This window comes from Rhizobium sp. BK176 (genome assembly GCF_024808055.1).
On sequence record NZ_JANUBV010000001.1, the window covers coordinates 136,094 to 157,158 of the forward strand.

The 21,065-nt window shown below is 59.3% G+C and carries 29 protein-coding genes; 12 read left to right on the forward strand and 17 right to left on the reverse strand.

The window, feature by feature from the left end:
- Positions 1 to 316: 316 nt before the first annotated feature.
- The 3 genes from FHT76_RS00840 to FHT76_RS00850 form a co-directional block, all read right to left on the reverse strand.
- Entirely contained in the window at positions 317 to 673 is a 357-nt protein-coding gene (locus tag FHT76_RS00840) for a hypothetical protein (protein WP_259183657.1), read from the reverse strand.
- Between the two features lie 205 nt (positions 674 to 878).
- Positions 879 to 1,436, reverse strand: coding sequence for a hypothetical protein (locus FHT76_RS00845; RefSeq protein WP_259183659.1), 558 nt, complete (start codon positions 1,434 to 1,436; stop codon positions 879 to 881).
- A gap of 1 nt (position 1,437) precedes the next feature.
- Positions 1,438 to 2,241 (reverse strand): hypothetical protein, encoded by an 804-nt coding sequence (locus FHT76_RS00850; protein WP_259183661.1) that lies wholly within the window; start codon positions 2,239 to 2,241, stop codon positions 1,438 to 1,440.
- 147 nt (positions 2,242 to 2,388) lie between these two features.
- Between FHT76_RS00850 and FHT76_RS00855 the strand changes: the two genes are divergently transcribed.
- Entirely contained in the window at positions 2,389 to 3,603 is a 1,215-nt protein-coding gene (locus tag FHT76_RS00855; RefSeq protein ID WP_259183662.1) for a hypothetical protein, read from the forward strand.
- Positions 3,604 to 3,901: 298 nt separating this feature from the next.
- On the opposite strand, the gene FHT76_RS00860 is transcribed toward FHT76_RS00855, so the two are convergent.
- From FHT76_RS00860 to FHT76_RS00875, 4 genes are all read right to left on the reverse strand, one after another.
- Complete coding sequence (locus FHT76_RS00860; protein WP_259183663.1) at positions 3,902 to 4,918, reverse strand: CBASS cGAMP-activated phospholipase; 1,017 nt, start codon at positions 4,916 to 4,918, stop codon at positions 3,902 to 3,904.
- On the reverse strand, positions 4,911 to 5,339 hold the full coding sequence (locus FHT76_RS00865) for a hypothetical protein (RefSeq protein ID WP_259183664.1): 429 nt from the start codon (positions 5,337 to 5,339) through the stop codon (positions 4,911 to 4,913). The genes FHT76_RS00860 and FHT76_RS00865 overlap by 8 nt, the downstream gene beginning before the upstream one ends.
- Positions 5,340 to 5,345: 6 nt before the next feature.
- On the reverse strand, positions 5,346 to 5,744 hold the full coding sequence (locus FHT76_RS00870; RefSeq protein WP_259183665.1) for a type II toxin-antitoxin system Phd/YefM family antitoxin: 399 nt from the start codon (positions 5,742 to 5,744) through the stop codon (positions 5,346 to 5,348).
- A gap of 126 nt (positions 5,745 to 5,870) precedes the next feature.
- Complete coding sequence (locus FHT76_RS00875; protein ID WP_259183668.1) at positions 5,871 to 6,392, reverse strand: methylated-DNA--[protein]-cysteine S-methyltransferase; 522 nt, start codon at positions 6,390 to 6,392, stop codon at positions 5,871 to 5,873.
- A 393-nt stretch (positions 6,393 to 6,785) separates the two neighbouring features.
- Between FHT76_RS00875 and parE the strand changes: the two genes are divergently transcribed.
- The gene (parE, locus tag FHT76_RS00880; protein ID WP_259183670.1) at positions 6,786 to 8,825 is read left to right on the forward strand and encodes a DNA topoisomerase IV subunit B; all 2,040 of its coding nucleotides are present in this window, start codon (positions 6,786 to 6,788) and stop codon (positions 8,823 to 8,825) included.
- 7 nt (positions 8,826 to 8,832) lie between these two features.
- Here the strand turns inward: parE and FHT76_RS00885 are convergent, their stop codons facing one another.
- A complete protein-coding gene (locus FHT76_RS00885; protein ID WP_259183671.1) occupies positions 8,833 to 9,933 on the reverse strand; it encodes a hypothetical protein in 1,101 nt (366 codons plus the stop codon).
- A 230-nt stretch (positions 9,934 to 10,163) separates the two neighbouring features.
- Here FHT76_RS00885 and FHT76_RS00890 point away from each other — a divergent pair, with 230 nt between their 5' ends.
- The 6 genes from FHT76_RS00890 (at position 10,164) to FHT76_RS00915 (ending at position 13,466) form a co-directional block, all read left to right on the forward strand.
- The gene (locus FHT76_RS00890) at positions 10,164 to 11,414 is read left to right on the forward strand and encodes a hypothetical protein (RefSeq protein ID WP_259183672.1); all 1,251 of its coding nucleotides are present in this window, start codon (positions 10,164 to 10,166) and stop codon (positions 11,412 to 11,414) included.
- A 122-nt stretch (positions 11,415 to 11,536) separates the two neighbouring features.
- Positions 11,537 to 11,857, forward strand: coding sequence for a type II toxin-antitoxin system RelB/DinJ family antitoxin (locus FHT76_RS00895; RefSeq protein ID WP_259183673.1), 321 nt, complete (start codon positions 11,537 to 11,539; stop codon positions 11,855 to 11,857).
- The gene (locus FHT76_RS00900) at positions 11,854 to 12,192 is read left to right on the forward strand and encodes a DUF4326 domain-containing protein (protein ID WP_259183674.1); all 339 of its coding nucleotides are present in this window, start codon (positions 11,854 to 11,856) and stop codon (positions 12,190 to 12,192) included. The genes FHT76_RS00895 and FHT76_RS00900 overlap by 4 nt, the downstream gene beginning before the upstream one ends.
- A gap of 100 nt (positions 12,193 to 12,292) precedes the next feature.
- Positions 12,293 to 12,472, forward strand: coding sequence for a hypothetical protein (locus FHT76_RS00905; RefSeq protein WP_259183675.1), 180 nt, complete (start codon positions 12,293 to 12,295; stop codon positions 12,470 to 12,472).
- Positions 12,460 to 13,026, forward strand: a complete 567-nt coding sequence (locus FHT76_RS00910; protein WP_259183676.1) for a hypothetical protein — start codon at positions 12,460 to 12,462, stop codon at positions 13,024 to 13,026. The genes FHT76_RS00905 and FHT76_RS00910 overlap by 13 nt, the downstream gene beginning before the upstream one ends.
- Positions 13,023 to 13,466: a hypothetical protein gene (locus tag FHT76_RS00915; RefSeq protein ID WP_259183678.1), complete on the forward strand. Its 444-nt coding sequence runs from the start codon at positions 13,023 to 13,025 to the stop codon at positions 13,464 to 13,466. Before FHT76_RS00910 ends, FHT76_RS00915 begins: the two co-directional genes overlap by 4 nt.
- Here FHT76_RS00915 and FHT76_RS00920 read toward each other — a convergent pair.
- The 3 genes from FHT76_RS00920 to FHT76_RS00930 form a co-directional block, all read right to left on the reverse strand.
- Positions 13,463 to 13,903, reverse strand: a complete 441-nt coding sequence (locus FHT76_RS00920; RefSeq protein ID WP_259183679.1) for a hypothetical protein — start codon at positions 13,901 to 13,903, stop codon at positions 13,463 to 13,465. The two genes, FHT76_RS00915 and FHT76_RS00920, sit on opposite strands and share 4 nt — an antisense overlap.
- Before the next feature lie 97 nt (positions 13,904 to 14,000).
- On the reverse strand, positions 14,001 to 14,765 hold the full coding sequence (locus tag FHT76_RS00925; protein WP_259183681.1) for a hypothetical protein: 765 nt from the start codon (positions 14,763 to 14,765) through the stop codon (positions 14,001 to 14,003).
- A gap of 19 nt (positions 14,766 to 14,784) precedes the next feature.
- On the reverse strand, positions 14,785 to 15,027 hold the full coding sequence (locus tag FHT76_RS00930; RefSeq protein WP_259183682.1) for a hypothetical protein: 243 nt from the start codon (positions 15,025 to 15,027) through the stop codon (positions 14,785 to 14,787).
- Positions 15,028 to 15,163: 136 nt separating this feature from the next.
- On the opposite strand from FHT76_RS00930, the gene FHT76_RS00935 reads away from it, so the two are divergent.
- Positions 15,164 to 15,520: a ribbon-helix-helix protein, CopG family gene (locus FHT76_RS00935; RefSeq protein WP_259183683.1), complete on the forward strand. Its 357-nt coding sequence runs from the start codon at positions 15,164 to 15,166 to the stop codon at positions 15,518 to 15,520.
- A 3-nt stretch (positions 15,521 to 15,523) separates the two neighbouring features.
- Here FHT76_RS00935 and FHT76_RS00940 read toward each other — a convergent pair whose 3' ends face one another.
- Complete coding sequence (locus tag FHT76_RS00940; protein ID WP_259183685.1) at positions 15,524 to 16,021, reverse strand: hypothetical protein; 498 nt, start codon at positions 16,019 to 16,021, stop codon at positions 15,524 to 15,526.
- Between the two features lie 232 nt (positions 16,022 to 16,253).
- Here FHT76_RS00940 and FHT76_RS00945 point away from each other — a divergent pair, with 232 nt between their 5' ends.
- The gene (locus tag FHT76_RS00945) at positions 16,254 to 16,583 is read left to right on the forward strand and encodes a hypothetical protein (protein ID WP_259183688.1); all 330 of its coding nucleotides are present in this window, start codon (positions 16,254 to 16,256) and stop codon (positions 16,581 to 16,583) included.
- Between the two features lie 33 nt (positions 16,584 to 16,616).
- On the opposite strand, the gene FHT76_RS00950 is transcribed toward FHT76_RS00945, so the two are convergent.
- Together FHT76_RS00950 and FHT76_RS00955 are read right to left on the reverse strand one after the other, a co-directional pair.
- The gene (locus FHT76_RS00950; RefSeq protein ID WP_259183690.1) at positions 16,617 to 17,072 is read right to left on the reverse strand and encodes a peptidyl-tRNA hydrolase; all 456 of its coding nucleotides are present in this window, start codon (positions 17,070 to 17,072) and stop codon (positions 16,617 to 16,619) included.
- Between the two features lie 68 nt (positions 17,073 to 17,140).
- The gene (locus tag FHT76_RS00955) at positions 17,141 to 17,506 is read right to left on the reverse strand and encodes a hypothetical protein (protein ID WP_259183691.1); all 366 of its coding nucleotides are present in this window, start codon (positions 17,504 to 17,506) and stop codon (positions 17,141 to 17,143) included.
- Positions 17,507 to 17,674: 168 nt separating this feature from the next.
- Here FHT76_RS00955 and FHT76_RS00960 point away from each other — a divergent pair, with 168 nt between their 5' ends.
- Both FHT76_RS00960 and FHT76_RS00965 read left to right on the forward strand, forming a co-directional pair.
- On the forward strand, positions 17,675 to 18,181 hold the full coding sequence (locus tag FHT76_RS00960) for a L,D-transpeptidase (protein ID WP_259183693.1): 507 nt from the start codon (positions 17,675 to 17,677) through the stop codon (positions 18,179 to 18,181).
- Between the two features lie 100 nt (positions 18,182 to 18,281).
- Positions 18,282 to 18,914, forward strand: coding sequence for a hypothetical protein (locus tag FHT76_RS00965; RefSeq protein ID WP_259183694.1), 633 nt, complete (start codon positions 18,282 to 18,284; stop codon positions 18,912 to 18,914).
- A 104-nt stretch (positions 18,915 to 19,018) separates the two neighbouring features.
- Here FHT76_RS00965 and FHT76_RS00970 read toward each other — a convergent pair whose 3' ends face one another.
- The 3 genes from FHT76_RS00970 to FHT76_RS00980 all read right to left on the reverse strand — a co-directional run bounded on the left by FHT76_RS00970 (position 19,019) and on the right by FHT76_RS00980 (position 21,005).
- Complete coding sequence (locus FHT76_RS00970; protein WP_259183696.1) at positions 19,019 to 19,219, reverse strand: cold-shock protein; 201 nt, start codon at positions 19,217 to 19,219, stop codon at positions 19,019 to 19,021.
- A gap of 39 nt (positions 19,220 to 19,258) precedes the next feature.
- Positions 19,259 to 20,062, reverse strand: coding sequence for a hypothetical protein (locus FHT76_RS00975; protein WP_259183697.1), 804 nt, complete (start codon positions 20,060 to 20,062; stop codon positions 19,259 to 19,261).
- A 124-nt stretch (positions 20,063 to 20,186) separates the two neighbouring features.
- Positions 20,187 to 21,005, reverse strand: coding sequence for a hypothetical protein (locus FHT76_RS00980; protein ID WP_259183699.1), 819 nt, complete (start codon positions 21,003 to 21,005; stop codon positions 20,187 to 20,189).
- Positions 21,006 to 21,065: the final 60 nt, after the last annotated feature.

The following is a 21,065-nucleotide window of genomic DNA, read 5'->3' on the forward strand; positions in this document are numbered from 1 at the left end:
GTCAACGGATATGAGGTCTTCTAAGCAACACGATTCGGATGCCAAATTTTTGACGATGGCACGACACTGCGGGCGCTGAACGCAAAAGGCCAGACGCTCCTCCGCATCACGGCTCGCGTCGACGTCAGCGCCTGCGAAATCGGTACGACAAAGTATACGTCCTGCACATCGAAGCGCCTTCCGGCGTCGGATGTCGTGATCGTTCCAAAGGACGAATGCAACGCGATCGGCCACCTACCGGCCCGCGCCAAGTTCTACGAGTTGACCGACCTTGGCTGGAAATCGACGATCATCTTCAAGTGCGATCGAGACGAACTCAGTCGATTTCGATGCCCTCGATGTCGAAGGTGTCGAACACGGTCTCAGCAAGCGCGTACGACGGTCCGCGCAGCCATGTCGGATCGTCCTTTGTTTTTTCGTCGATCTTGATGGCGCTCAGCGACCGGATGCCGATATCTGTCACCATCCATTCCGAGCCACCGCACCTGAAGCGCCCTTGGATGCCGAGCGTCGAGAGGTCCTCACGCAGATGACCCGCGTTCGGCGTCGATAGATGAGCGGCCAGAGCCGTAAGCAGCATTCCCTCGTCCCAGCTCGCCATTGAAGCGGGGAGGTCGACGGACTTCGAGAGGCCGCGACGGACAAGTTCCGCCTTGATAAGCGCTACATTCATGTTCCTGGAATCGACCACGTATTATTGCCCCGGCATGGGCGCTTGCACGGATGACATATTGCGTCACGGTTGTTGACTGCCAAGTGGCAGCGAGGCCTTCAATATCATTCCGGTTGCGGCCGTCAAGCTAAAAGCGCCCGAAGTCTTCATTTCGTTGGAAACAAAGTATTGTAGGGACGCCATGGGCGATCCCGACCACTGACACCTACTCGCGACCCTCAGGTTCCATTCGCCCGATCACGTCATCGGATAAAATCTTCCCGACGGGTGTCAGATTGTGGTATCGCTCTGTGCCGTGGCGATGGGTGGTGACCAAACCGATCGAGTGCAGCTCGTTGAGCGATGCCGACACGGCTTCGATGTCCTCGCCGAGTTTTTCCGCTAGATCGACATCACGGAACGACGCACTGGCAAGCAACCTGAGGACGGCCTTATGTTTCTCTTGCTTGGCCGTTTCGACAACCACGTCGTCTGCTGTCGCTGCGGCGGCATATCCGAGGATGTCAACGATGGCCGACAGTCGCCCGGCTATAAAATCCGGAGATTGGTCATTGGCCCCCATTGCCTTGACCCTCGAGAGCGCGGCAGTAGCCACAGACAGGCCCTCCCGCAGGACGCCGACATTGGCCGTCGGAAGGATATCGGAGATCGTTTCGGCCACCGCCGCCAGTGAGGCGTTCGCATGGTCGATTTCCTTCTCGGAGGAAAGGGCATCGGCTTCAGCGGCGAGATCGACGAGGACTGTCCAGTAGGCAAGCACCATGTCAGGCAGCCCCCGTCTTTGCGTCCGCAATGGCTGTGGCGATGAAATCGGCCACGGTATCCTCGGCGTAGGCGCGTGTCGTCGGAATGTCGCTTGTTTGCGGATGCTGAATGGTCACGGTCTCGATCTCGTCGGCGCTTCGACCCACGGCGATCTCCATGCTCACCTGCCGGCACTGCGTGTCCGCATAAACAGACAAGAAGTCCTTGAACGCCACATAGGAAGGGCGCTTGTCCTCATCGAGGAACGCGACACCGCTCCGACCGACCGCGAGCCACTCGATTTCGAGCGGTTGGTCTCCGACCAGGAACTTCAGTCCTTTCAATCGGAACCCAGGCCGCTGGGCGGCCAAGGATTGAACCAGATTCACATCCTTGAGCTTGGCGCGAACGCTGTCTGGCCACGGCTTCATGAACCCGAAAGGCATGATGCAACAGGCCGCAACAATGAATGTCAGGAAAGCCATCGCCAGGCCCAGATAAACACCCAATCCAATCGCCGCCAACAGTGACAGAAAGATATACCCGCCAATCGTGGCGTGATGCTTCTCGCTTTCGGCCAGCGCTGCTTCGGTTTTCTTTTTGCTATCCGAATACTCCCGCGCGGCCCGTTCTACCGTGTCGAACTCGTCGTGGGCAACGAAGCCGATAGTCTCGTCCCCGTGCATCTTCATAATCGGGCCAAAGGATTCCCTGATGCGGCTGGTCTCTTCGCGCAGTTCATCCACAAGCTGACGCTTCCTGGAAGCGAGTTCGCGCTCCTCTGGTGTGGGTTCTGCAACGCTGCCCATGTATTCAGTGACCATTGCGAAGTCTCCAGTTGTTTCCCTCAATTGTGACTTCCACAACCCCGCGTCGTCAACAATTTAAAGACATCGCCCTCGAACGAAAATCCGGTTCCCCTTGTCGGATGCCGCGGGACAGGGCAGGGTGCGACGACGACGGAGACGACAATGAAGCTGAACATCCACTATCCGGTTCTCGCTTGGGGCAAGCCCGAACGAAGCATCAAGGACCGCATGATCCTTCAAACGGATTCCGCCGATTTCGACGTCCCTGAATATTCCGCGCGCGAGCTGGTGCGAGCTGCGACGTTTCGCGGCCGCCCCTTCAACCAAGCGGACGCGATCTACGCGCTTGGCGACGCTCTTTACTCCAGGATGTCTTCCACGCCGGTCGAGCGCGACCACTTCGGCGAGACAAATGTCACCTTCCAATTTGGCAAGCACCGATCGTTTCCAATCGAACGCCCCTGGGCAGCTGTCCACGTCGACCAGTACGAAGCGATCCAGCAAATCAAGGATCAAAACGGGACGCAGCTGTCGTCCGCACTGTCTCCCGAAGATGTCGCCAACGTCGTGGCCGGGCGCGAAAACATCACGAACCTCATGCCCCGGCACCGTTTCCGCTACAAGGCGATCAATGAAGTCGCCTTCGTAGAGGCCAGGACGAAGATGCAGGAGGCCATGTCCCGCATCATCATCGTCGATGGATGTTTGTGGAGGCAATGCCGCACGCCCGTCGTCGCCTACAGCCCAATGTGTGGAATGCCGCCGACGCGGGCGATCAACGCTGAAATCCTCGAGGCTCCGCATTTCAGGCCAGCGACCGAACAGATTAGATCGCTCGCGATGACCCTAAATATCGTCTGCGGCGGCGACGATGCCGACGAAGGCCATGCACTCGCCAGGGAAATCACTGCCCGCTTCCCAGGCACGTCGCCGGAAGACCAAGTATTGCGTCACCTGAACGGAGAGTTTATCGCACACGAGCCAGAGTTGCTCGCGACGGACTCGGCCGCCCTTGGCATTCTGCAATGCGCCATATCCGCAAGCGAGTGGATGGCCAACAAACTGACGAAGGGCCGCGGCGAATACGACGACCACACCCACACGAAGGAAAGAATACTCCGCAACGTCACGAACGCCAGCGTAAGCGATATCCTCACGTTGAAGGGACTCGTGGACGGGATCGCACAAGCGGACGCGCACGGTGTCGACGATACCCTTGCGGACCATGTCCGCGCAGCCTTCGGCAGCCAGATGTTTTTCTCCACGGTGCGTGACAACGAGATCAGCTCGGGAATCGTGAACGCCTGCCTGGACCGTTGGGACAACCGACCGGTCGCAGCGCTGGACGTGTCACCTCGAGGCCTCTCCTGGGGCTGAAGTAAGCGGACGCTCACCCACGAGTCACAGTCCTGCCGACAAGCGGTTAATTGCGTGTATTGGGGTTTTTCTTCCCACGGATGGCATACGTCAAAAACTTGACGGCTGGCTTCCAGTCGCCGATCAGAAACAGGTACCTCGATATTTTCCAGTAGCTCTCGTTGCCTAGCAGCATTAGACGTTCCTTCGGTTTTGAAGTCTCTTTGGGACGCGTGTTGTCATGTCCGTCAAGCTGTCTGTGGTCAGGTGGAATATGCGTATGGCCGAGCCCGCTGCATTGGCGAGCTGGGGCCGTAATTCAAGACGCCGAATGACGTAGGAATGACGAAAGGTCCGAACCGCGATGACGGTCTACATCGTCGATCGCCCGTTTTGCCAGTTCCCGCAGCGTTGCGGTCGCCGTAAGGTCTGCCTTGTCGAGCGCGATTGCCTTGGCGCGGCTGCTGTCGGGTGTCGCGTCCACGCGAAGGAACCGCTCGCCGAGAAGGTCCCGGACGAGCCCAAGCGAAAGTTCCTGCTGCGCTCCAACGGTCAATCCAAACAGGTTGCGGGCGACCATCCACTTCAATGCGCCTGCGGAGCGACCGTCACGGAAGACCTCGCCAGTGACGCCGCCCGCGGTGCCGATCGAAAGCATTCTGATCTCTTCTGGGCGCTGCCCGAAGACGGACATTGATTTGATCATGGCGACGGCGTCTGGCGCGTTGGCGATGACGCCACCGTCGATCAGTGAGTTCCCGCCGACGTTGAATTCCGGAAAATAGGTCGGTGCCGCCGACGTCGACAGGGCAACCTCGCGCAGCGTGACGTCTTTCATGCTGTCGTTCGCGCGGCTGTCGAAGAGGACGTGACTGCCGTTGGTGGCGCTGACCGCCGTCACGACAAGAGGCTTCTCGACATCGCAAATGCGGATTCCGATGGCGTTACCCAAGGTGTCGTCGACGGCGGCTTCGAGCCCAGCACGGGAGTATTTCGCGCCGAAGATACCAAGTCTTGGAATTTTCACCGAGAAGCCACCAGGCAAGCCGATGCGACGCTCGAAGATTCCCTTGCCGCGGCGCTCGAACGCTTCTCTGATCGTCGTCGCCGGAATGCCGGCCGCGATTCCGCAGGCGAGGATGCCTCCGATCGACGTTCCGGCGATCAGATCGAAGCACTCGCGAATGGGCTTTCCAGCACGCTTTTCGTATTCCTCGACGATCATAGCGGAGAACAAACCGCGGTAACCTCCGCCCGACAACGAGAGGACCTGAAACGGGGCAGGGGAGACGGGCGGTTTCCGCGCTGGCCCGCGCTTCTTGATGGTGTCAGCCATGTGGGTCGACAACCTTCAGTTCGGGGAGCATCCGGTGGTAGGGTTGCACCTGCTCGACGAGCACGAGTTTTCGATCGAGAGCGGTGGCCACAACCATCCGCTCGACGTCGCTCATCGCCCGTTCGCCGTCGTCATCGACGATGAGGTCGTGGGAGCCGAGCTTCGCCCAGATGGAAGCTGTGGACTCGCCAAAGACCTCCACGGTCGAATGCGTTCGCGCCATCGACAGGACGCGCCTGAAGAGCCTGTCGAGCTGGTCCCTGCCGTCCTTGGCAGGCGTCTCCCGGATCGCTTCGTCTACGATGCCGAGGGAAACGACGCTGAGATAGACAGCGTTGCTCGGGACATTGTCAGCGAATTCCTTCACCTCAGGCATCCCGCAAAGGAGGTCCATGAGCGTCTGTGTCGAGAACAGATACATCCAGGCCTATCGCCCCATACCCGGCGAGGCGGCCTTTGTCGCCTTGCGGGGACGAAGCAGCTTGGGGCCGTCGATGCCGGGGCGCACCTTGATCCGGCGACCGAGCGGCTTGAACCCGAGTTCGTCGAGCGCGGAGCCAAAGGACTTCGGACGGGAAGCGGAGCGAACTAGGGCGGCGAGGTCCTTGAGCGAGATCACCACAGCCATGTCCTCCGTCTTGCGGCCGATCACCTGCATGTCGCCGCCGCGTGCCTTGTCCAGAACCTTCGAGAGTGTGTCGCGCGCGGCCTTGACCGTCAGCGATCCGCCGGCCGCGGCCGTCAGAACCTGAGCGAGTTCCTTGATGCCGTCGCCGTCACCGGTTTCGCCGAGTTCCGAAATCTGCCTTACAAGTCTGCCGTCCATGGTTCTTCTCCATGCCACCCCAACAAGGTGGCTACCTTGAAGAAATATGTCGCCACCTTGCGAAAAAAACAAGTGGCTACGAACCAAAATCCCGGGCGCACGCTGGAAGCGAATTCTGACCGCCGATCAGGCCTTATCTAATCCCTCCGAAGCCAGTATCGCCGATTTCCTGTCCATCCCCCAAGCATACCCGGAGGCCTTCCGGTCCGATCTCACCACCCGATGACATGGGACGAGGATCGCAATCGGGTTCGCCGCGCAGGCCGATGCGACTGCCCTGACAGCTTTCGGCCTGCCGATCTTCGCCGCGATCTGGGCGTAGGTTTCCGTTCTCCCGCGAGGTATGGATTGGATGGCACGCCAGACGGTTTTCTGGAACGATGTGCCGCTCACCTCAGTCTGAGCATCGAAAGTCCAGTCCTCCCCATCCATGTAAGCCGCGACCTTGCGGGCAACGCCATGGCCGTCATCACATGGCCCACGGGCTGCGATGTCCGAAAAGCGCGCTCCAAGCTGCCGAACTACATCCGCGACATCGTCGCCCAGCAGCACAGCCGCCACCCTTCCATTCCGGTAGCCTACGATAACGCTGCCGATCTCTCCCTTATCCACAACGTAGCCATTTAGCGCGCTAGTATTCGTCCCCATGTTAAGTCACTCCGTGTTGCCATAGGAGAGTCCGCGCCGGGACTGATGGCCGCCACCCGATTCTTGCCAAGCCGCCGAAAATCACGCACAGGATTTCAGCCGCCGATACACCGACGATCCACAACTTTTCCACAGGCCGTCTTGTCACACGCCCAGGAATCGGCGCATTTTTGGTTCGAATGACGTCCAAGGGCTTTCTTATCTCGGGTGACCGCGATAAGCGCCCTGATTCGGGCTGAAAGAACAGAAAGCGGATATCCACAGAACATCCAGAGACTCCGTTTTTCATGCGCAGCGGAAACCCTGGAATCCCGGGGTGCGCGAGGTACCTTGTGCCATTCGCTGGAATCGTACAAAACAGGAACTGTTCATCTCAACAACTCGGGAAACCGCATGACTGATCTCTTCGACCTCGCGTCCTCCGCAGCAATCAAAGCAGAAGAGCCGAAGGCGAAGAAGGCAGCAGCATCCGCACCAGCCAAGCCCGCTGCCCCGAAGAGCGCCGAAGACGATTACGGCGCGCACTCCATCAAGGTTCTCGAAGGGCTCGAGCCCGTTCGCCAGCGCCCCGGCATGTATATCGGCGGCACGGACGAGCGCGCCTACCATCATCTCTTCGCGGAAGTCCTCGACAACTCGATCGACGAAGCTGTCGCCGGACACGCGACGACGATCGATGTCGAACTTTCGGCCGACGGCATGCTGTCGGTGACCGATAACGGCCGCGGCATCCCGATCGACGAGCATCCGCAGCAGAAGGGCGTCTCGGCGCTCGAGGTCATCATGACCAAGCTCCATGCTGGCGGCAAGTTCAACGGCGACGCCTACGAGGCCTCGGGCGGTCTGCACGGCGTCGGCGTCTCGGTGGTGAACGCGCTATCCGACAATCTGGTCGTCGAGGTCGCGCGTAACCTTCAGCTCTATCGCCAGACATACTCGCGCGGGCTGCCCACGTCGAAGCTCGAACATATCGGTCGCGTCCAGAAGCGCGGCACGACGGTTCGCTTCCACCCCGACCCGGTCATCTTCAAGACGGTCCACAAGTTCAATCCGACGACGCTGTTCAAGATGACGCGCTCAAAGGCGTATCTCGTGAAGGGCGTTAAGATCAGGTGGAAGTGCGATCCGACGCTCCTCGACCCCAAGGAAGCCACGCCACCTGAAGCCACCCTGCATTTTCCGGGCGGCCTCAAGGACTTCCTCATCGAGCAGATCGGCAAGGAGACGACTGTCGTATCGACACCCTTTGCGGGTTCCGTCGGCACTCCCGGCAAGCACGGTGCCGTCGAATGGGCCGTGACATGGCACACCGACGACGGTTATGTGAACTCCTACTGCAACACGATCCCGACCCGTGAAGGCGGCACCCACGAGAACGGCCTGCGCGCCGTCCTGACCAAGGGCATCCGCAATTTCGGGGAAATGACGCAGAACAAGCGCTCCAAGGATATCACCCCCGACGACGTCATGATGACCGTGGCGTCGATGCTGGCCGTCTATGTTCGTGAGCCTGAATTCGTCGGACAGACCAAGGACAAACTCGCGACGACCGAAGCTCAGCGCATCGTTGAAAAGGCGATGTCGGATCAATTCGATCACTACCTGTTCGAGAACAAGGCCGAAGCCACGAAGCTCCTCGAGTGGATCATCGAGCGCGTCGACGAGCGTCTCCGCCGCAAGAAGGAAAAGGACGTCAGCCGCAAGACGGCCGTCAAGAAGTTAAGGCTCCCTGGAAAGCTCGCGGACTGCTCGCAGACGACCGCTAAGGGCGCTGAGCTCTTCATCGTCGAGGGTGACTCGGCAGGAGGTTCTGCGAAACAGGCCCGCGAACGCCGGAATCAAGCCATCCTTCCGTTGCGGGGGAAAATCCTGAACGTCGCCAGCGCCACCCGCGACAAGATGGGGGCGAACCAGCTTATCAACGACCTTACGACGGCGCTCGGCTGCGGGACGCGCAAGAACTACCGGGAGGACGACCTGCGCTACGAGCGCGTCATCATCATGACCGATGCGGACGTCGACGGAGCGCACATCGCCTCGCTGCTGATCACCTACTTCTACCAGGAAATGCCGCAACTGGTCCGGGGAGGCCACCTCTTCCTCGCCGTGCCGCCGCTCTACCGCCTGACGGTTGGAGCGAAAACGGTCTACGCGCGGGACGACGCGCACCGGGCTCAAATCCTCAAGACGAAAGACTTCAAGAACAAGAAGGTCGAGATCGGTCGGTTCAAGGGCCTGGGCGAGATGATGCCGGCGCAGCTAAAGGAAACGACGATGGACCCCAAGACGCGCACGCTGCTGAAGGTCGGGATCGGCGAGGGGCTGGAGGACGCGACAGCGGAAGTCGTCAACGCCCTGATGGGGACCAAGCCGGAGGCACGTTTCAACTTCATCCAGACGAACGCCGAGTTCGCCCAGAACCTTGACATCTAGCGCGCCATCACTGCCTTCGCGTTCGTATCGTCGCAGCCACCTGCACGACGTTTAAAGGCATGCTATCGTAGAACTCCAGTGCGGAAGCCATCTCCTTTCGCACCTTTTCGTCGCGTGTCGATTTCAGGGCCAGATCGATATCGGACACCAAGGCCGATGCCTCCAATTGTCCGTCTTGGACCCTAGTCAAGTTCTTCTTGAGAGATAGCCAGTCCCCGATAGCCTGATCGCTTTTACCCGCCAAGTCTCCCGCCGTCATCGCGAGAAACTGGGATGCAGTGCGGGCTATGTGACTTTCCGATGCGTCGAAACGGAATACACCGTGGTCCCGGATTTCCAGATCGGAAAAAGAGACGGCTATGGATTTTCGCAATCCAAATCCCTCTGCCGCCTCGGTCGCTGCTGCCAGATCGATCAACGGAAACACCTGCGAACGGATCGGCGATTCCATGTGTTGCTTCCCGACCTCGCTCCTACCGAAATATCGGTGTCCCAAATTCTGGTCGTTTGAGATGTCGATCCGAACCCGTACGTCCTCGTAGTTTTCAACCACGACCGACAAGGCAAGCGTTGGCTCGAAAGCCTTTACCCACACCTCGCCGTCTATCAGGATCATCGGATCGATCGCGGACAGCGCAAGCGAAAGTCCTTCACCCTGTCGTTCCCATACGATCTCTCCTTTGGGAACTTCGAGCTTTTCGCCTGTCAACCACTTCGTAAGGCCATATTGCCCGCCCGCGGCACAGGGAATGTCGTGTTTCCTATAGGCGCGCAGTACAGGATGCATGTTCGGATGATTGCGGTCGAAAGCCCCGCTGCCGCGTTTCAGCATCTCCCCTGTAACGCTGACACCTCCTCGACCGATCGTCTTGCTGCTGGTGTAGTAAAACCCGCCGTCATGGTGGCGAACATGCATGACATCCTTGCGCATTGCCCCGACTCCCCGCGCCGACATCACCACCGGAGCGTCGTCTACAGAGACTTCCGGGATTTCGATCTCCGTGGTTCCGACGTGCAGATTTCGAAAGTGCGTGGCACTGAGATCGTCACGTCGACGAGGCGGATAGCGCACCTTGGCTTCGTAAACGTATGGGATTTCGAGTAGCATCGCAGGCCTCGTCGCTGTTAGTTCCTTCACGAAACTGCCGCCAGAAATCGCAAAAATCAACGGGACAAAGGGGACCCGAACAGATTGCCGGTTCCGAATTGGACGGACTCAAAATCCGAATTGGACGACGCACGTTCCCGCTCGGATAAACCATCGCAACCAAGGCCGTTGCCCTTGATCTTCGCACCCGCTGCTACAATCCTTGAACTCTGTTTCCCTTGGAGAAAACGATGAGCTTGCATAGCGTCCGCCCGACATTCAACGACCTTGGCGAAGGCGACGAAGTCGTCATCCGCAAGGGCTACCACGAAAACGTCTTCAAGGTCCTGACCCTCAAGGGAGACGAAAGGCGCTTCACGCACGGCGTGACCGGCGATGGCACCGAGATCAAATTCGAACCTTCCGGCGGCGGCGACTGGGGCAGGCTTACCGGACCCCACGGCGAGACGTGGACGCTCTACTATTCGTTTCCTCTCCCGGAAATGCCCGAGGAAGACCGCATTTCCTACGCGCGCGCGTTGATCGGCGAAGCGGCCTCCTACCCGTACCATGAGACCAATTGGTGGGAACACCCCGTTGCGTTCCTCGTCGATAGGGACGACGACGATGGCGTTTACGCGCGGATTGTTTCACACGATGCCGGATACGTTACGAAGAATGAAGACGATGTCGAGGCCCTCAGCTACAAGAGACTTGGCGTGGCCGACATCCTCGCGGATTTCGGCAAAGTCGGCGACATGTGGCTCTCGAAGGAGCCGGTAAAACTCGACCGGACGAACCTCCCCGCGGGTGTGACCGCAGGCAAAATCCTGATCGGGACAGGGATCGATGTGGCGATCACACACGACACCACGCTGACGACGGTTCACAACGTTGCGGTTCTTCCAGGCGAGTTCACTCCCGAAACGGTCTCTGCCGCCTTTCCGGTGCGACCGGAAAAGGCACGGAATCGAGCCTTCCCGTCGTTGAATCGCGCAGTCAAACTAACCCCCGTCGCCCATTGGAAACATACCGCAGAAGCCGCGAGGCACGCGCTTGCCAGCGACGAAGCGCTCGTCGTCGTTTTCCCCGATCCGAAGAACCCGGACGGCAACTCTGAGCACATTGGCATCCTGACGTCCCGTGGCGTGGTGGTCTATCTGGACGAAAGCTTCGCCCTCGAAGAGTTTTCGAGACGTGGCGGCCTGATGCCGGGGGTCGTTCACGCGACTGGACTGAAGCCGTGGAGCCACCAGTCGACCGACGGCGAATGGGACGGCGGCATGGACTTCACGGAGGAACCTGCCGACGAGGATAGCCTCGCGCATTTCGGACTTGATCTCGCAGCCCTCGGAGCGCTCGTCAGGGGATTTGTCGACGACGAGGAGATGGATGAGTATCGGGCGATGGACGACCAGCAGCTCGCCAGCCACATGATGTCGCTGAACAAGCCGAGGGTCTCCGCGCAAAGCCCGTTTTCCGCACTCGTCAAACCGAACTGATCCTGTCTACCCCCATCCGCCGCCGGGTTCCCTGCGAACCGGGTGGTTTTTGTTGCGAACTCGCATTGACGCTGTATCTCATTTGAGAGACGCTTATTTAGGACCTCATATGGAGCGGCAAAATGGGAACGAAAAAAGACCAGACATCGATGGTGCATGTCCGGGTAAACGAAGACCTCAAGGACAATGCTGCGCGGGTTCTGGCGCGTTACGGGATAACCACTTCCGACGCCGTACGTATCTTTCTGACCGCTGTCGTCAACGAGCAAGGGTTGCCCGCTGGACTTGCGATGGACAAGGCTAGCCACGACGCGTGGTTCAGGGCATCCGTCAGAGAAGCCATGGAAGACGAACGTCCCGGCATCCCCCACGCCGAAGTCATGGCGGACATCAAGGCGAGGATCGCCGCCAAGACCACCAGCGCCGGCTTCGACGTCGCATGAGCATTCACGCCATTTTCGACGAAGCCTCGGCGATCGATGTCGATGGCCTGCGGGTATCCGTCCTCAACAAGCGCTTCAACGGCGTGCCGGAAGGATCGGTCTACATCGGCCGCGGAAGCCGCTGGGGCAATCCCTTCCGGATTGGGCCGGACGGAACCCGCGACGAGGTGATCGCCAAGTACGTCGAGTGGTACCAGACCTCCGGCCTCGACGCCCACCTCGGCGAAATCAGGGGCCGCAACATCGTCTGCTGGTGCGCGCCGCAACGTTGCCACGGCAATTTCCTGCTCGCCCGGGCGAACGCGCCGCTCTCCTCGGCATGGTTTTGTTCCTGAAATTAGAGACGTCGGTGTGCCAAAATATTGACACCCAGACGTTGCTCTGAGACCCTTTTAAAGACGTCGCATGTCGCGACAATCGCTATTCGGATCACCTATGTCTGGCCTCTTGTTCATCGCTTTCATCATCGCCGCCTACTGGCTGATCACCGCATCGAGCCGACGCAAGCGCCCGCGCGCCCGAGATGCGGCGTACTTCCATTCCTCCGGTTTTACCAAGACCCGTCGCTACTTCGATCCGTCCGTCCTCAACGGAGCGCGGCCATGGAAGCGGTAAGCCGCAAGGCCCCTCCGCCCGAGGCGGCAGCTCCCGCAGACCCGCGCATCCACAAGTGGGCATCTAGGCTTGTCTCGCGACTGAAGGATGCCGGCGTCAGGACATCCGACGTTCTTCTGACCACGAGCAAGTTCGGCTACAGGTCCGCCTACTTCGCGGTTCCTGGGATCGGAGAAATCAGGGTGTCCGACCATCCGCTCAACGAAGCCCACCCGACGTCCGAGATCAGCATCAGCAGCCCGGCGTCGTTCCACGATCTCGCCACGGCCTATGCGTACGCTCACAACAAGTATCACGCACGCAAGCTCGCCGTCCTCGCGCATGAACCGTTCCTGATGGAGCTCGGCGAGGCGGAAGCCTATGTGGAGCGCCTCGAAAGCGAAAAGGCGGAGCGCTTGGCAAAAAGCGAAATCCTCAAGAAGGCGGAAGACGCACGCCGCGCGTTCTGGGACGAAAAAATCTCGACTTGCGGGATCGAAGGCGATTACAAGGACGTGAAGTTCCAGCTCAAGATGATGGGCGTCCGCTGCCCTGTGGAGATCGCATCGCCATGACCGACAACCTTCAGCTACAGTTCAGCGCCGACCTCATGTTCTATGCCGCCAGAGGCTTTATCGAGGGCCTGAGCGCGAGCCAGCGGGACGTGTTCACGGCGCTCTTTTCCGGCGAGCAGGCGTCTGTCTCCACCAAGACCTGCCTCGAACAGGCTGACTTCGAGCTTGGTTTCGAGGAAACGGCCGATCCTTACGCACCTGTCCTCGCAGCACTCGGCTATGCTTTGCCGCGGATGACGAGCGCTGGCTGGACGGTTGCGACTGAGCTCGAACGTCTTTGGGACACGTTTCCCGAGAAGACCAGAACGATGGTCCGCCAGAAGATCGAAAAGGCCATCCAGAACGGCCGATCGGGTGCTGCCGTGGACACGGCTCACTGGGAGCGGGTCGCACGCCTTCCGGTCAATGAAGTAGAGAAAGCCGCACTGACTGCGTTCTAGCCGTCGTGGCGGATGCCCATCGCCTGCCAAGGGCCGTCCTTGTCACGGCAGGCATCGCCTTCGACCAGACGGCCGGTTCCGAGTACCCAGACGACCGACGAGTAACGCCGGCACTCCATGTCGGGATGCAAAGCCGTCAGGACCGACGGCCCGCTTTCGACACTTCCCTGCACGCCAAGAGCCTCGTTCTCGAAGGTCGTCTTTCCATTGCCGTCGAGCGCCGACATCTGGGCGACGAGATAGTCGTTCCTCGCCTTCTCGTCCATGTGCGTGGCGGCATCCCCGATGAAAAGGGCCGCCGCGGACGGAGGGTCGACGTTTACGGGCTGGACAGCGTTAGTGGTCGCCGGGTCGGTAGCGGGGACGGTCGACGTCGTCGCGCATCCCGCCAGAATCGAGGAAGAGAGTACGAAGGCAATGGCAAGTTTGCGGCGCATGGACTTCAAACTCCTTCTCGGGCTGGCAAGGTATTACAATATTGAACAGGAGATTGGAAGACACCAAAGCCAGCCGGCGAAGAAAAAGAAGACTTCGTTAGAGGGCTGGCGCTACCGAGAAAGGTTCGGGCCTGTACTTCTTCGAGTAATCGGCGAGCGCTCCGGCGTTGATTTCGGCCACGTGCGTGATCACGTCTTCGGCGACTGACACCGGAACTGCGAAGCGAGCCTCGACCACCGTCTTGACGCTCCAGTGATTGGACGCGTCTGCGACATGGACGAACGGTGTCGCCACGGAGAGCCGATCGGCCAAGGCGGCCTGAACGGCTTTGAGCCTTCCTTTGTTCTGCCAATCCTGCTGTTCCAGACGCCTGATTTCGACGGTCTCGCCAAGGTCCACCAGCCCTTTAAGAAGGGTTACGGGTTCGGCGTCGATCGGAGCGATGTCGCGCAGGCACTGTCTCACCAAAGGCAGCGCCGCTTCGATCTCTTCCTTGTTCCCGCTGGCAACCACACGCTGAACCTCGCCGTCGATGACGGCGTCCATGTGATATTCGTTTTCGCGATAGTGTTGCACTTCCACCATGTAGGCACCGAAATAGGCGCACTTCGACACGGATTTGCACGCGCGGAACCACTCGTATCCCATCTTTCGACGGTCGCCGCTCTCTGGAAGCGGAGACACGGCGACGAGCTGCGCATGGAGCTGCTCCATGCGCTCGGACGCGTCCTTGCCTTCGGTCATAATGGCTCTGGCCATGCCGTACTCGAGGAGGTCGATCATCATGACGATGTCGCCGATCGTGAAGATGCCGTTGAGGTCCAGCGTCGCGCCGCCGTTGCCCTTGTTATCGCTTGCCATGAAATTCCCTTCCGTACTCTTATGACGCCACGGGCATGGTTTCGATCAGGATGGCACCCGGGATCGCTTCCAACACGTCTCCGACCGCCGACTCTATTGCCGATTTCCTGTCGGCCGCCTCGCGAACGAAATCGAGAGCGATCCTGCCGGAAACTCCTGACCCGACGATCGCGTCTGTGCACTTCTCGGCGAGCCGCTCGATGAACTCGTCTATGTCACCCTCTGGCAGGTCGAAATAAAGTTCAAAACTATGTTCTGTCATTTGCCGCCTAGAATTTCCGTGGATCATCCATAATTGAAGACGTGGATAACTACAAGTCTAGCAATCTTTATGGAATGAATTTTAAGGAACTCGCGTTAGGGAGGTATCAATACCGCCTTAGAGGAGACGATCCGCAATGCATCTAGCGGAAAACGACAACGCCGCGACACTGACCCTCGTCACGAACGAGGAGACCGTTGCCCGCTACCGCGCCTTGCGCAAACAACTGGACGTAGAGAGCGACGCCGAGCTCGTCGACCTGGCGCTGGAAGCCAGGGATCACTCGTCTTTGCGTACAGCAGCCAACGCAACGCAGACGAAGATGGCCACGTCGCTTTCTCTCACGCTGCCCCGCGAAACGCTTGCGACCCTCGCAGAGGAGCGAATGCGGACGGGCAAGAGCTACGAGGAGACGATCCGCGAGGCACTGCGCATGCTGGCGTCCCTCGCGTTGAGCGAGCCGGCGTTCACCGCTATCGAACTTGCAAGCTGAAGATCACCGGGGGAACGGCCTTTGCATCCCCTGTTTCTCAATCAGGGCGACGGGTACGTTCGGGTAGACCCTGACGATGACAGTCTCGGCCGCGAGGAGGTCTTCTTCCGTGTAGGCGGGTAGGGGACGGACGACAGGTTCTCCCGTATCCGACCAGACACCCACGAAGAACGACAGGTCGTCTTCGTCGGAGCATTCTGTCTCTTCGAAGTCCTGGACATTGAAGAGTTCGTACATGTCGTCTCTGATTGCGGCGAGCGAGCGCTTCCCACGGATATCCCAGGCATCGCCGTTACCGTCTAGCGCATAGACATGGACCACGGCCGGAATCGTGTTGCTCGGATCGCCCGGGTCTACCCAGAACGGGTCATGACTGTCCGTAATTACTACCAGATGCCATCCAAAGCGACGGTGCAACGCAACGGCCAGCGTGTGGCTGTCACCCGAAGTATACGCCTTGATATCATCATCGGTCGCAAGCGAAGGAGCCGAGACGGCCATGTCGTTCTCCGAGTTTTCGTTCCGTACTCCGAGGATCATCGCCGCTGTGGCAAGGCACCAGCATGGACGCAGGATGCCGATGCGGAGGATCGAGTGATCCAGCAAACGTCGGTACCAACCGAAACACATCTTTATACTGTCGCCGGTTGTATATCTTGCGCGTTTCTAGTATTGGCTTTCGACAGCATGGGTTATGCCACCGTTCATGGAAGTCTCTGATAGGAAACGTTGAATGTCGATACTCAGCAAATTGATTGCCAAGGCTTTTCCTCCCCAGCCACCTGCCCTCCGCTTTGAGGTTATCTTCACCTATCGGGAGAGAGTGCAGGTCAGCCAGTTCGTCAGTCTTCCGAACGGACCACTCGCCATGCAGCGCGGTGAAGTGGTAAAATGGTCTGAAGTCCCAGGCCTCGCGACAAGCCTCATGAACCGCGGCCGCGGGTCGGTTTTCGGCCATTTCAGTGACGGCACGCGCAAGGAAGTTGCCACGATCAGGGTCGATGGCGACAAGGTGACTTATGAGTGGACCACGACCTGGAGGCCGCCTCAAGAACGTAGTTGAAGGCCGAAGCGCTGGCACTGGCCTCCCTGACGATCACGCCGGTTCAGGCACCTTGAAGGTCCGCAGACGCTTCACCGGCTTTGGAAGGTCGTTTCGGCGGCACGGACCGACTGCACCCATGGTCAGGGTCTTTTCGCCGAGTTCCGTGCGGCCCGCATCCTGTACGAGGACGGTGACCAACATCTCGGCGCGGCAGAGTTCGACCGCTTTGACGAGCTCCGCCTCGTCGTCGATGCCGACCACGATCTTGGGCTGGCCCAGCGCCAAGTAGTCGTTGACGTCGACGCTATTGCCTCGATCCGTGAGGACCATGCAGGTGCCGGCCGCATGTGCCGACTGCGCTCCGAACTTGCCGAGCGACAACGTGAGGTCCTTGCGGGCAAAAATCCAGATTTTCAGTTCGGAGTCGTCTTTAGGAATTTCCTCCCGGCAGTCCACGACAAATCCGTTGAGCGCCGATTGGAGATTATGTTCGAGGTCTTGCTGCATTGGGGCGAATCCTTGATTTTTAAAGGCTGTCCGGCAATTGCGACTTCAGCTGGACAGCCTTTTGAATGCTAGACGCTTTCCTCTGTCGGCGCAGCGTGCTTCTGAAGGAATGGCATGAGCGCTTCAGAAAGCGCGCCCGCGCCAAGGCTGTGGTTGCCGTCGACGCGGCGGATTTCCTGCGCAAGGCCATCGACGGTCAGGGGCGGACGGGAGGCAGTCGCCAGTGTCCCTTCCTCACCCCTTTTCCAGACCTCGCACAGCCCTGCAAGTCGAATGGCACCCTGACGGGTCACAGTCTGCTCCGGAAGCATGTTGATGTCGTAGAGAAGCGACAGCAGCGCGGCTCGCTCGTTGATGAACTTCCCGAGGCGGCCGACGATTTCGTCCACGCCCGGTTCGCGACCAGTTTCGTTCTCCTCGCGCTCGATACCCATGCCTTCACTCCTCTCTGATTAATAATCATGGACGTCATAGCCGATCTGGCTGGCCAATGAAAGGTGCTGAACGGCAACAAAGGCAACATAATTATAGAACTCGCTTTATCGGCGGTTGAATGAATCGAAAGACGTCGTGATAATTCCCTTAGTTTTCAGGAACATGTCATGCTTATTTCCCGCCGTTCGCTTCTCCTTGCAGCCGTCTCCGCCCCGTTTATCAGTTCGACCGCCCTCGCTGGCAGCAAGTACGGTGACTGGCCGGGCGACGAGGAGCCAGGAACCATCGTCATCATCACCGGTGACCGCACGCTTCATCTCGTCGGCGAAGACCACACGAGGACTTCGTATGCGATCGCCGTCGGAAAGGAAGGCATGCAGTGGTTCGGCGAGACCCATGTGACGCACAAACGCAAGAACCCGGAATGGCGACCGACGCCGAACATGCGCAAGAAGGACCCGAGCCTTCCCGAAGTCGTCAAGGCAGGCCCGAACAACCCTCTGGGCGACCGCGCGATCTACCTGGCCGAGGGGTATCTCCGTATCCACGGGACGAACAATCCGAAGTCGATCGGAAGCGATGCCTCGAGCGGCTGCTACCGGATGTACGCGGAAGACGTTCACGAGCTTTATGACCTCGTGCAGCCTGGCGCTAAGGTCATCGTGACCCGGTAGCACGATAAAAGCGGACTTCGACCGTGCATGCGGCCAGCGGCTGTTGCGAAGCGGATCGCGACTGCATATGTTCGTTGCGGCCATTGGCGCAGGGGGAAGCATGGGTAGCAAGTCACAGGTTCGGTCGATGCAACGTGGCGCACAGAAGCGCGATCGTGAACCGATGACCACGGGGTCCGACTATGGTGGAATGCCGCCATCTCTCAGAGCGGAGGACAGGGCGCACCTCGGCCTTACGGACGACGCGTTCGAAAAGCTTGCGTCTTCCCTCAGGCAAAAGATCATCGGCTATGCCCAAGGCGGTTTCCGCAAGCCTGCCGATGTCTGCCGCCTCTTGAACAGGGAGAAGATCAGAACCCTGTCGGGTACCGATTGGAATCCGCGGCTGGTCTATTTCCTTCTCGCGAGGATTTACGGAGACCGGCCTCGTGCCGTGAAGGAAATCCCCCTCAAGACCTTCCTTCTTGACCAGAACAGTTTCGACGCCGTCCGAAGGGCGGTTCGGGTGCGTGACCAAAAAGAAGCGCTGCCACCGATCGGGAACCCCACCCCGTCGCCGAGAAGGACGGACACCTCGCCGATAGCCAGAGGGGATCGACAACCCACGGCTCAACTCAAGGTGGCTAAACCACGAAAACCGATCAAAGTCCGTCCGCCGGCCGATGCCGTCCCACTGTCTCCCGACGAAATGGCAAGGCGTCTCTTGGCGCTACAAGCTCATTTCTCACGATAGAGGCGAGGGCGAGCCACGTTGGCCCGTACGGCAAATCGTCGGTCAAAATGCAACGCCCGCCATTCAGAGCGAAGGCGGGCGTCAAAGCTCACGAAGAAATCCGATCAGGCGACCGAAACGTTCTCGGCCTTTGACTTACCGGTCTTGCGATCCTGGCCGAGGTCGTAGTTGACCTTGTCGCCCTCGCGCAGCGATCCGCCCTGGACAGCCGAGACGTGAACGAAGACGTCCTGTCCGCCGTTCGTGGGAGTGATGAAGCCAAAGCCCTTGTCGTTGTTGAAGAATTTCACTGTACCGGTCGGCATATGCAGTCGTCCCCGTGTTTGCGTAATTGCGGTGGCAACTTATAGGTTTACGGTCAAGCCTTCAACCTTTTGCTTCAGCTCGGCTCCAAAGTCGGGAGCCAAGGCGGCTATCCGCTCGGGTACGAGCAGTGCGGCGCGCTGCAGATAGGGTCGCTCTATCTCCACGAGGAACTCCGTCTCGTCTTCGATGATGCCGGCCGCGCTTACAAGTGCCGCGTCGAGGCGGCGCGAAACCGCTGCCGCGACATCCACGATCCTCGAGCAAACGTCAGCCGCGACCGCCGGAACGTTGGTTGGCTGAGACAGGCCGAGTTCCGAGAAGGATCGGAGAAGTTGCCGTTGCTCGACGTCGATCAGATCGTCACTCCCGATTTCGCGTTCCATCGTGGCGACCGCCTCCTTGGCGGCGGACAAGGAGGCGGTGAGGTCGAAACCCGGCTGGGCGAGCGCGAGCGCGTCGATAGCGAGGCATACCGCCAGTCTCGCCTGCGAGACGCGGTCAAGCGCTTCCCCGAGTTTCTCCCACCGACCCCTGCTAGCGGCGACACGTCCTGCTTGGGCGTCGTAGTGGCTCGAGACCTGGATGTCCTCAGCCATGTAGGACCTTGCGATCCTGCCGAGAATGTCACGAACAACCTTGCGGCCGTCGAAGAGAAGAGCGTCCATCGCCACCTCCGCCGACGTTACGGCGTGTTCCGCGTATCCGTCGGTGAAGTGGTCGGCGATATGGGCGGGCAGCCGTTGACCTCTCTGGACCGCGACCATGCTCCTGGAAACCTCGATAGCGAGTTCGGCATTCCCGTAGCGCGTCGCGAATGCATTCAGTTCGGCCATTTCTTCCATCGTCCCCACCAATCATGTCGTCGTCGACACCAATGATTGGTTTGGCGAACGCGAAAATCCAGTGAGCCGACAGGTACCCAAGAACTCCAATCCGTTCGGCATGTCCTGAACGGATTGGTCACGATCACGCGCGCTGCTGTTTGTTCCGTGCCACCGTCGCCCGGAATCTCGGGATGTAGGAGTCCTCGAACAGGTTGTCGCAGAAAAAGATCGAAAGCTCCTTATAGAAATCTGGAAGCTTGAAAATTTCGCCTGCTTCGATGTCCAGCCCGCAGAGCTTGTAATACCCGATGAAGCCACCGAAGGTTCGGCGCGCGTCGTCGTGGTTCGGGGCGGCTTCGTTGATCTGAGGGACGATTTCCTTCAGCATGAGCGCGAACACCGGACCGATCTCGTCTTCATCGAGCCGCTGGCCTTCTGGCATGAAGGTTTTGTACTGGCCTTGGATGCTCTCAAGAAGGTCGAGGCGCTTTTCATCGGTGAGCGCGTGATTGCCGCGCGCATAGACGTACCATTTGGGGAAGACAGGAGCGAAGACCGCCAGCGACAGGCCGTCATACTGATTGCGCGTGTTCCACATCTTGATCCCGATGCCTTGGAGGGCATTCACGAACGCTGGAAACTGCGGGGACTTGGTCCAGTAATCGATGTCTTCGTTGCTCGTGAGGATGGGGAACTGCGCCATCCCGTTGACGATGTCGTTGCCCCAATGAGCCTGCAGATCGCGCGCGATCTCGCCAAGGGTGATGTCGCGGAAAAGACGCCTGGCCCCCTTCTTCGTGTCGCCCGTCTCCATGACTGCCTGCCCGAAGTTCATGCGGGCTTGCACGACACCCCTGACCATGTTGTTCAGCAGATGCGCGTCGAAGCAGACTTTCTCGTCGACATCGATGGTGACGATTACGTTCCGTGCGATTTCGTCTAAAATGCGAAGCGAATTCATGATGTCTCCGATGTTTCCAAGGCACGGCGAATCGCGCTCCCACCGAGGGAACGATGCCCG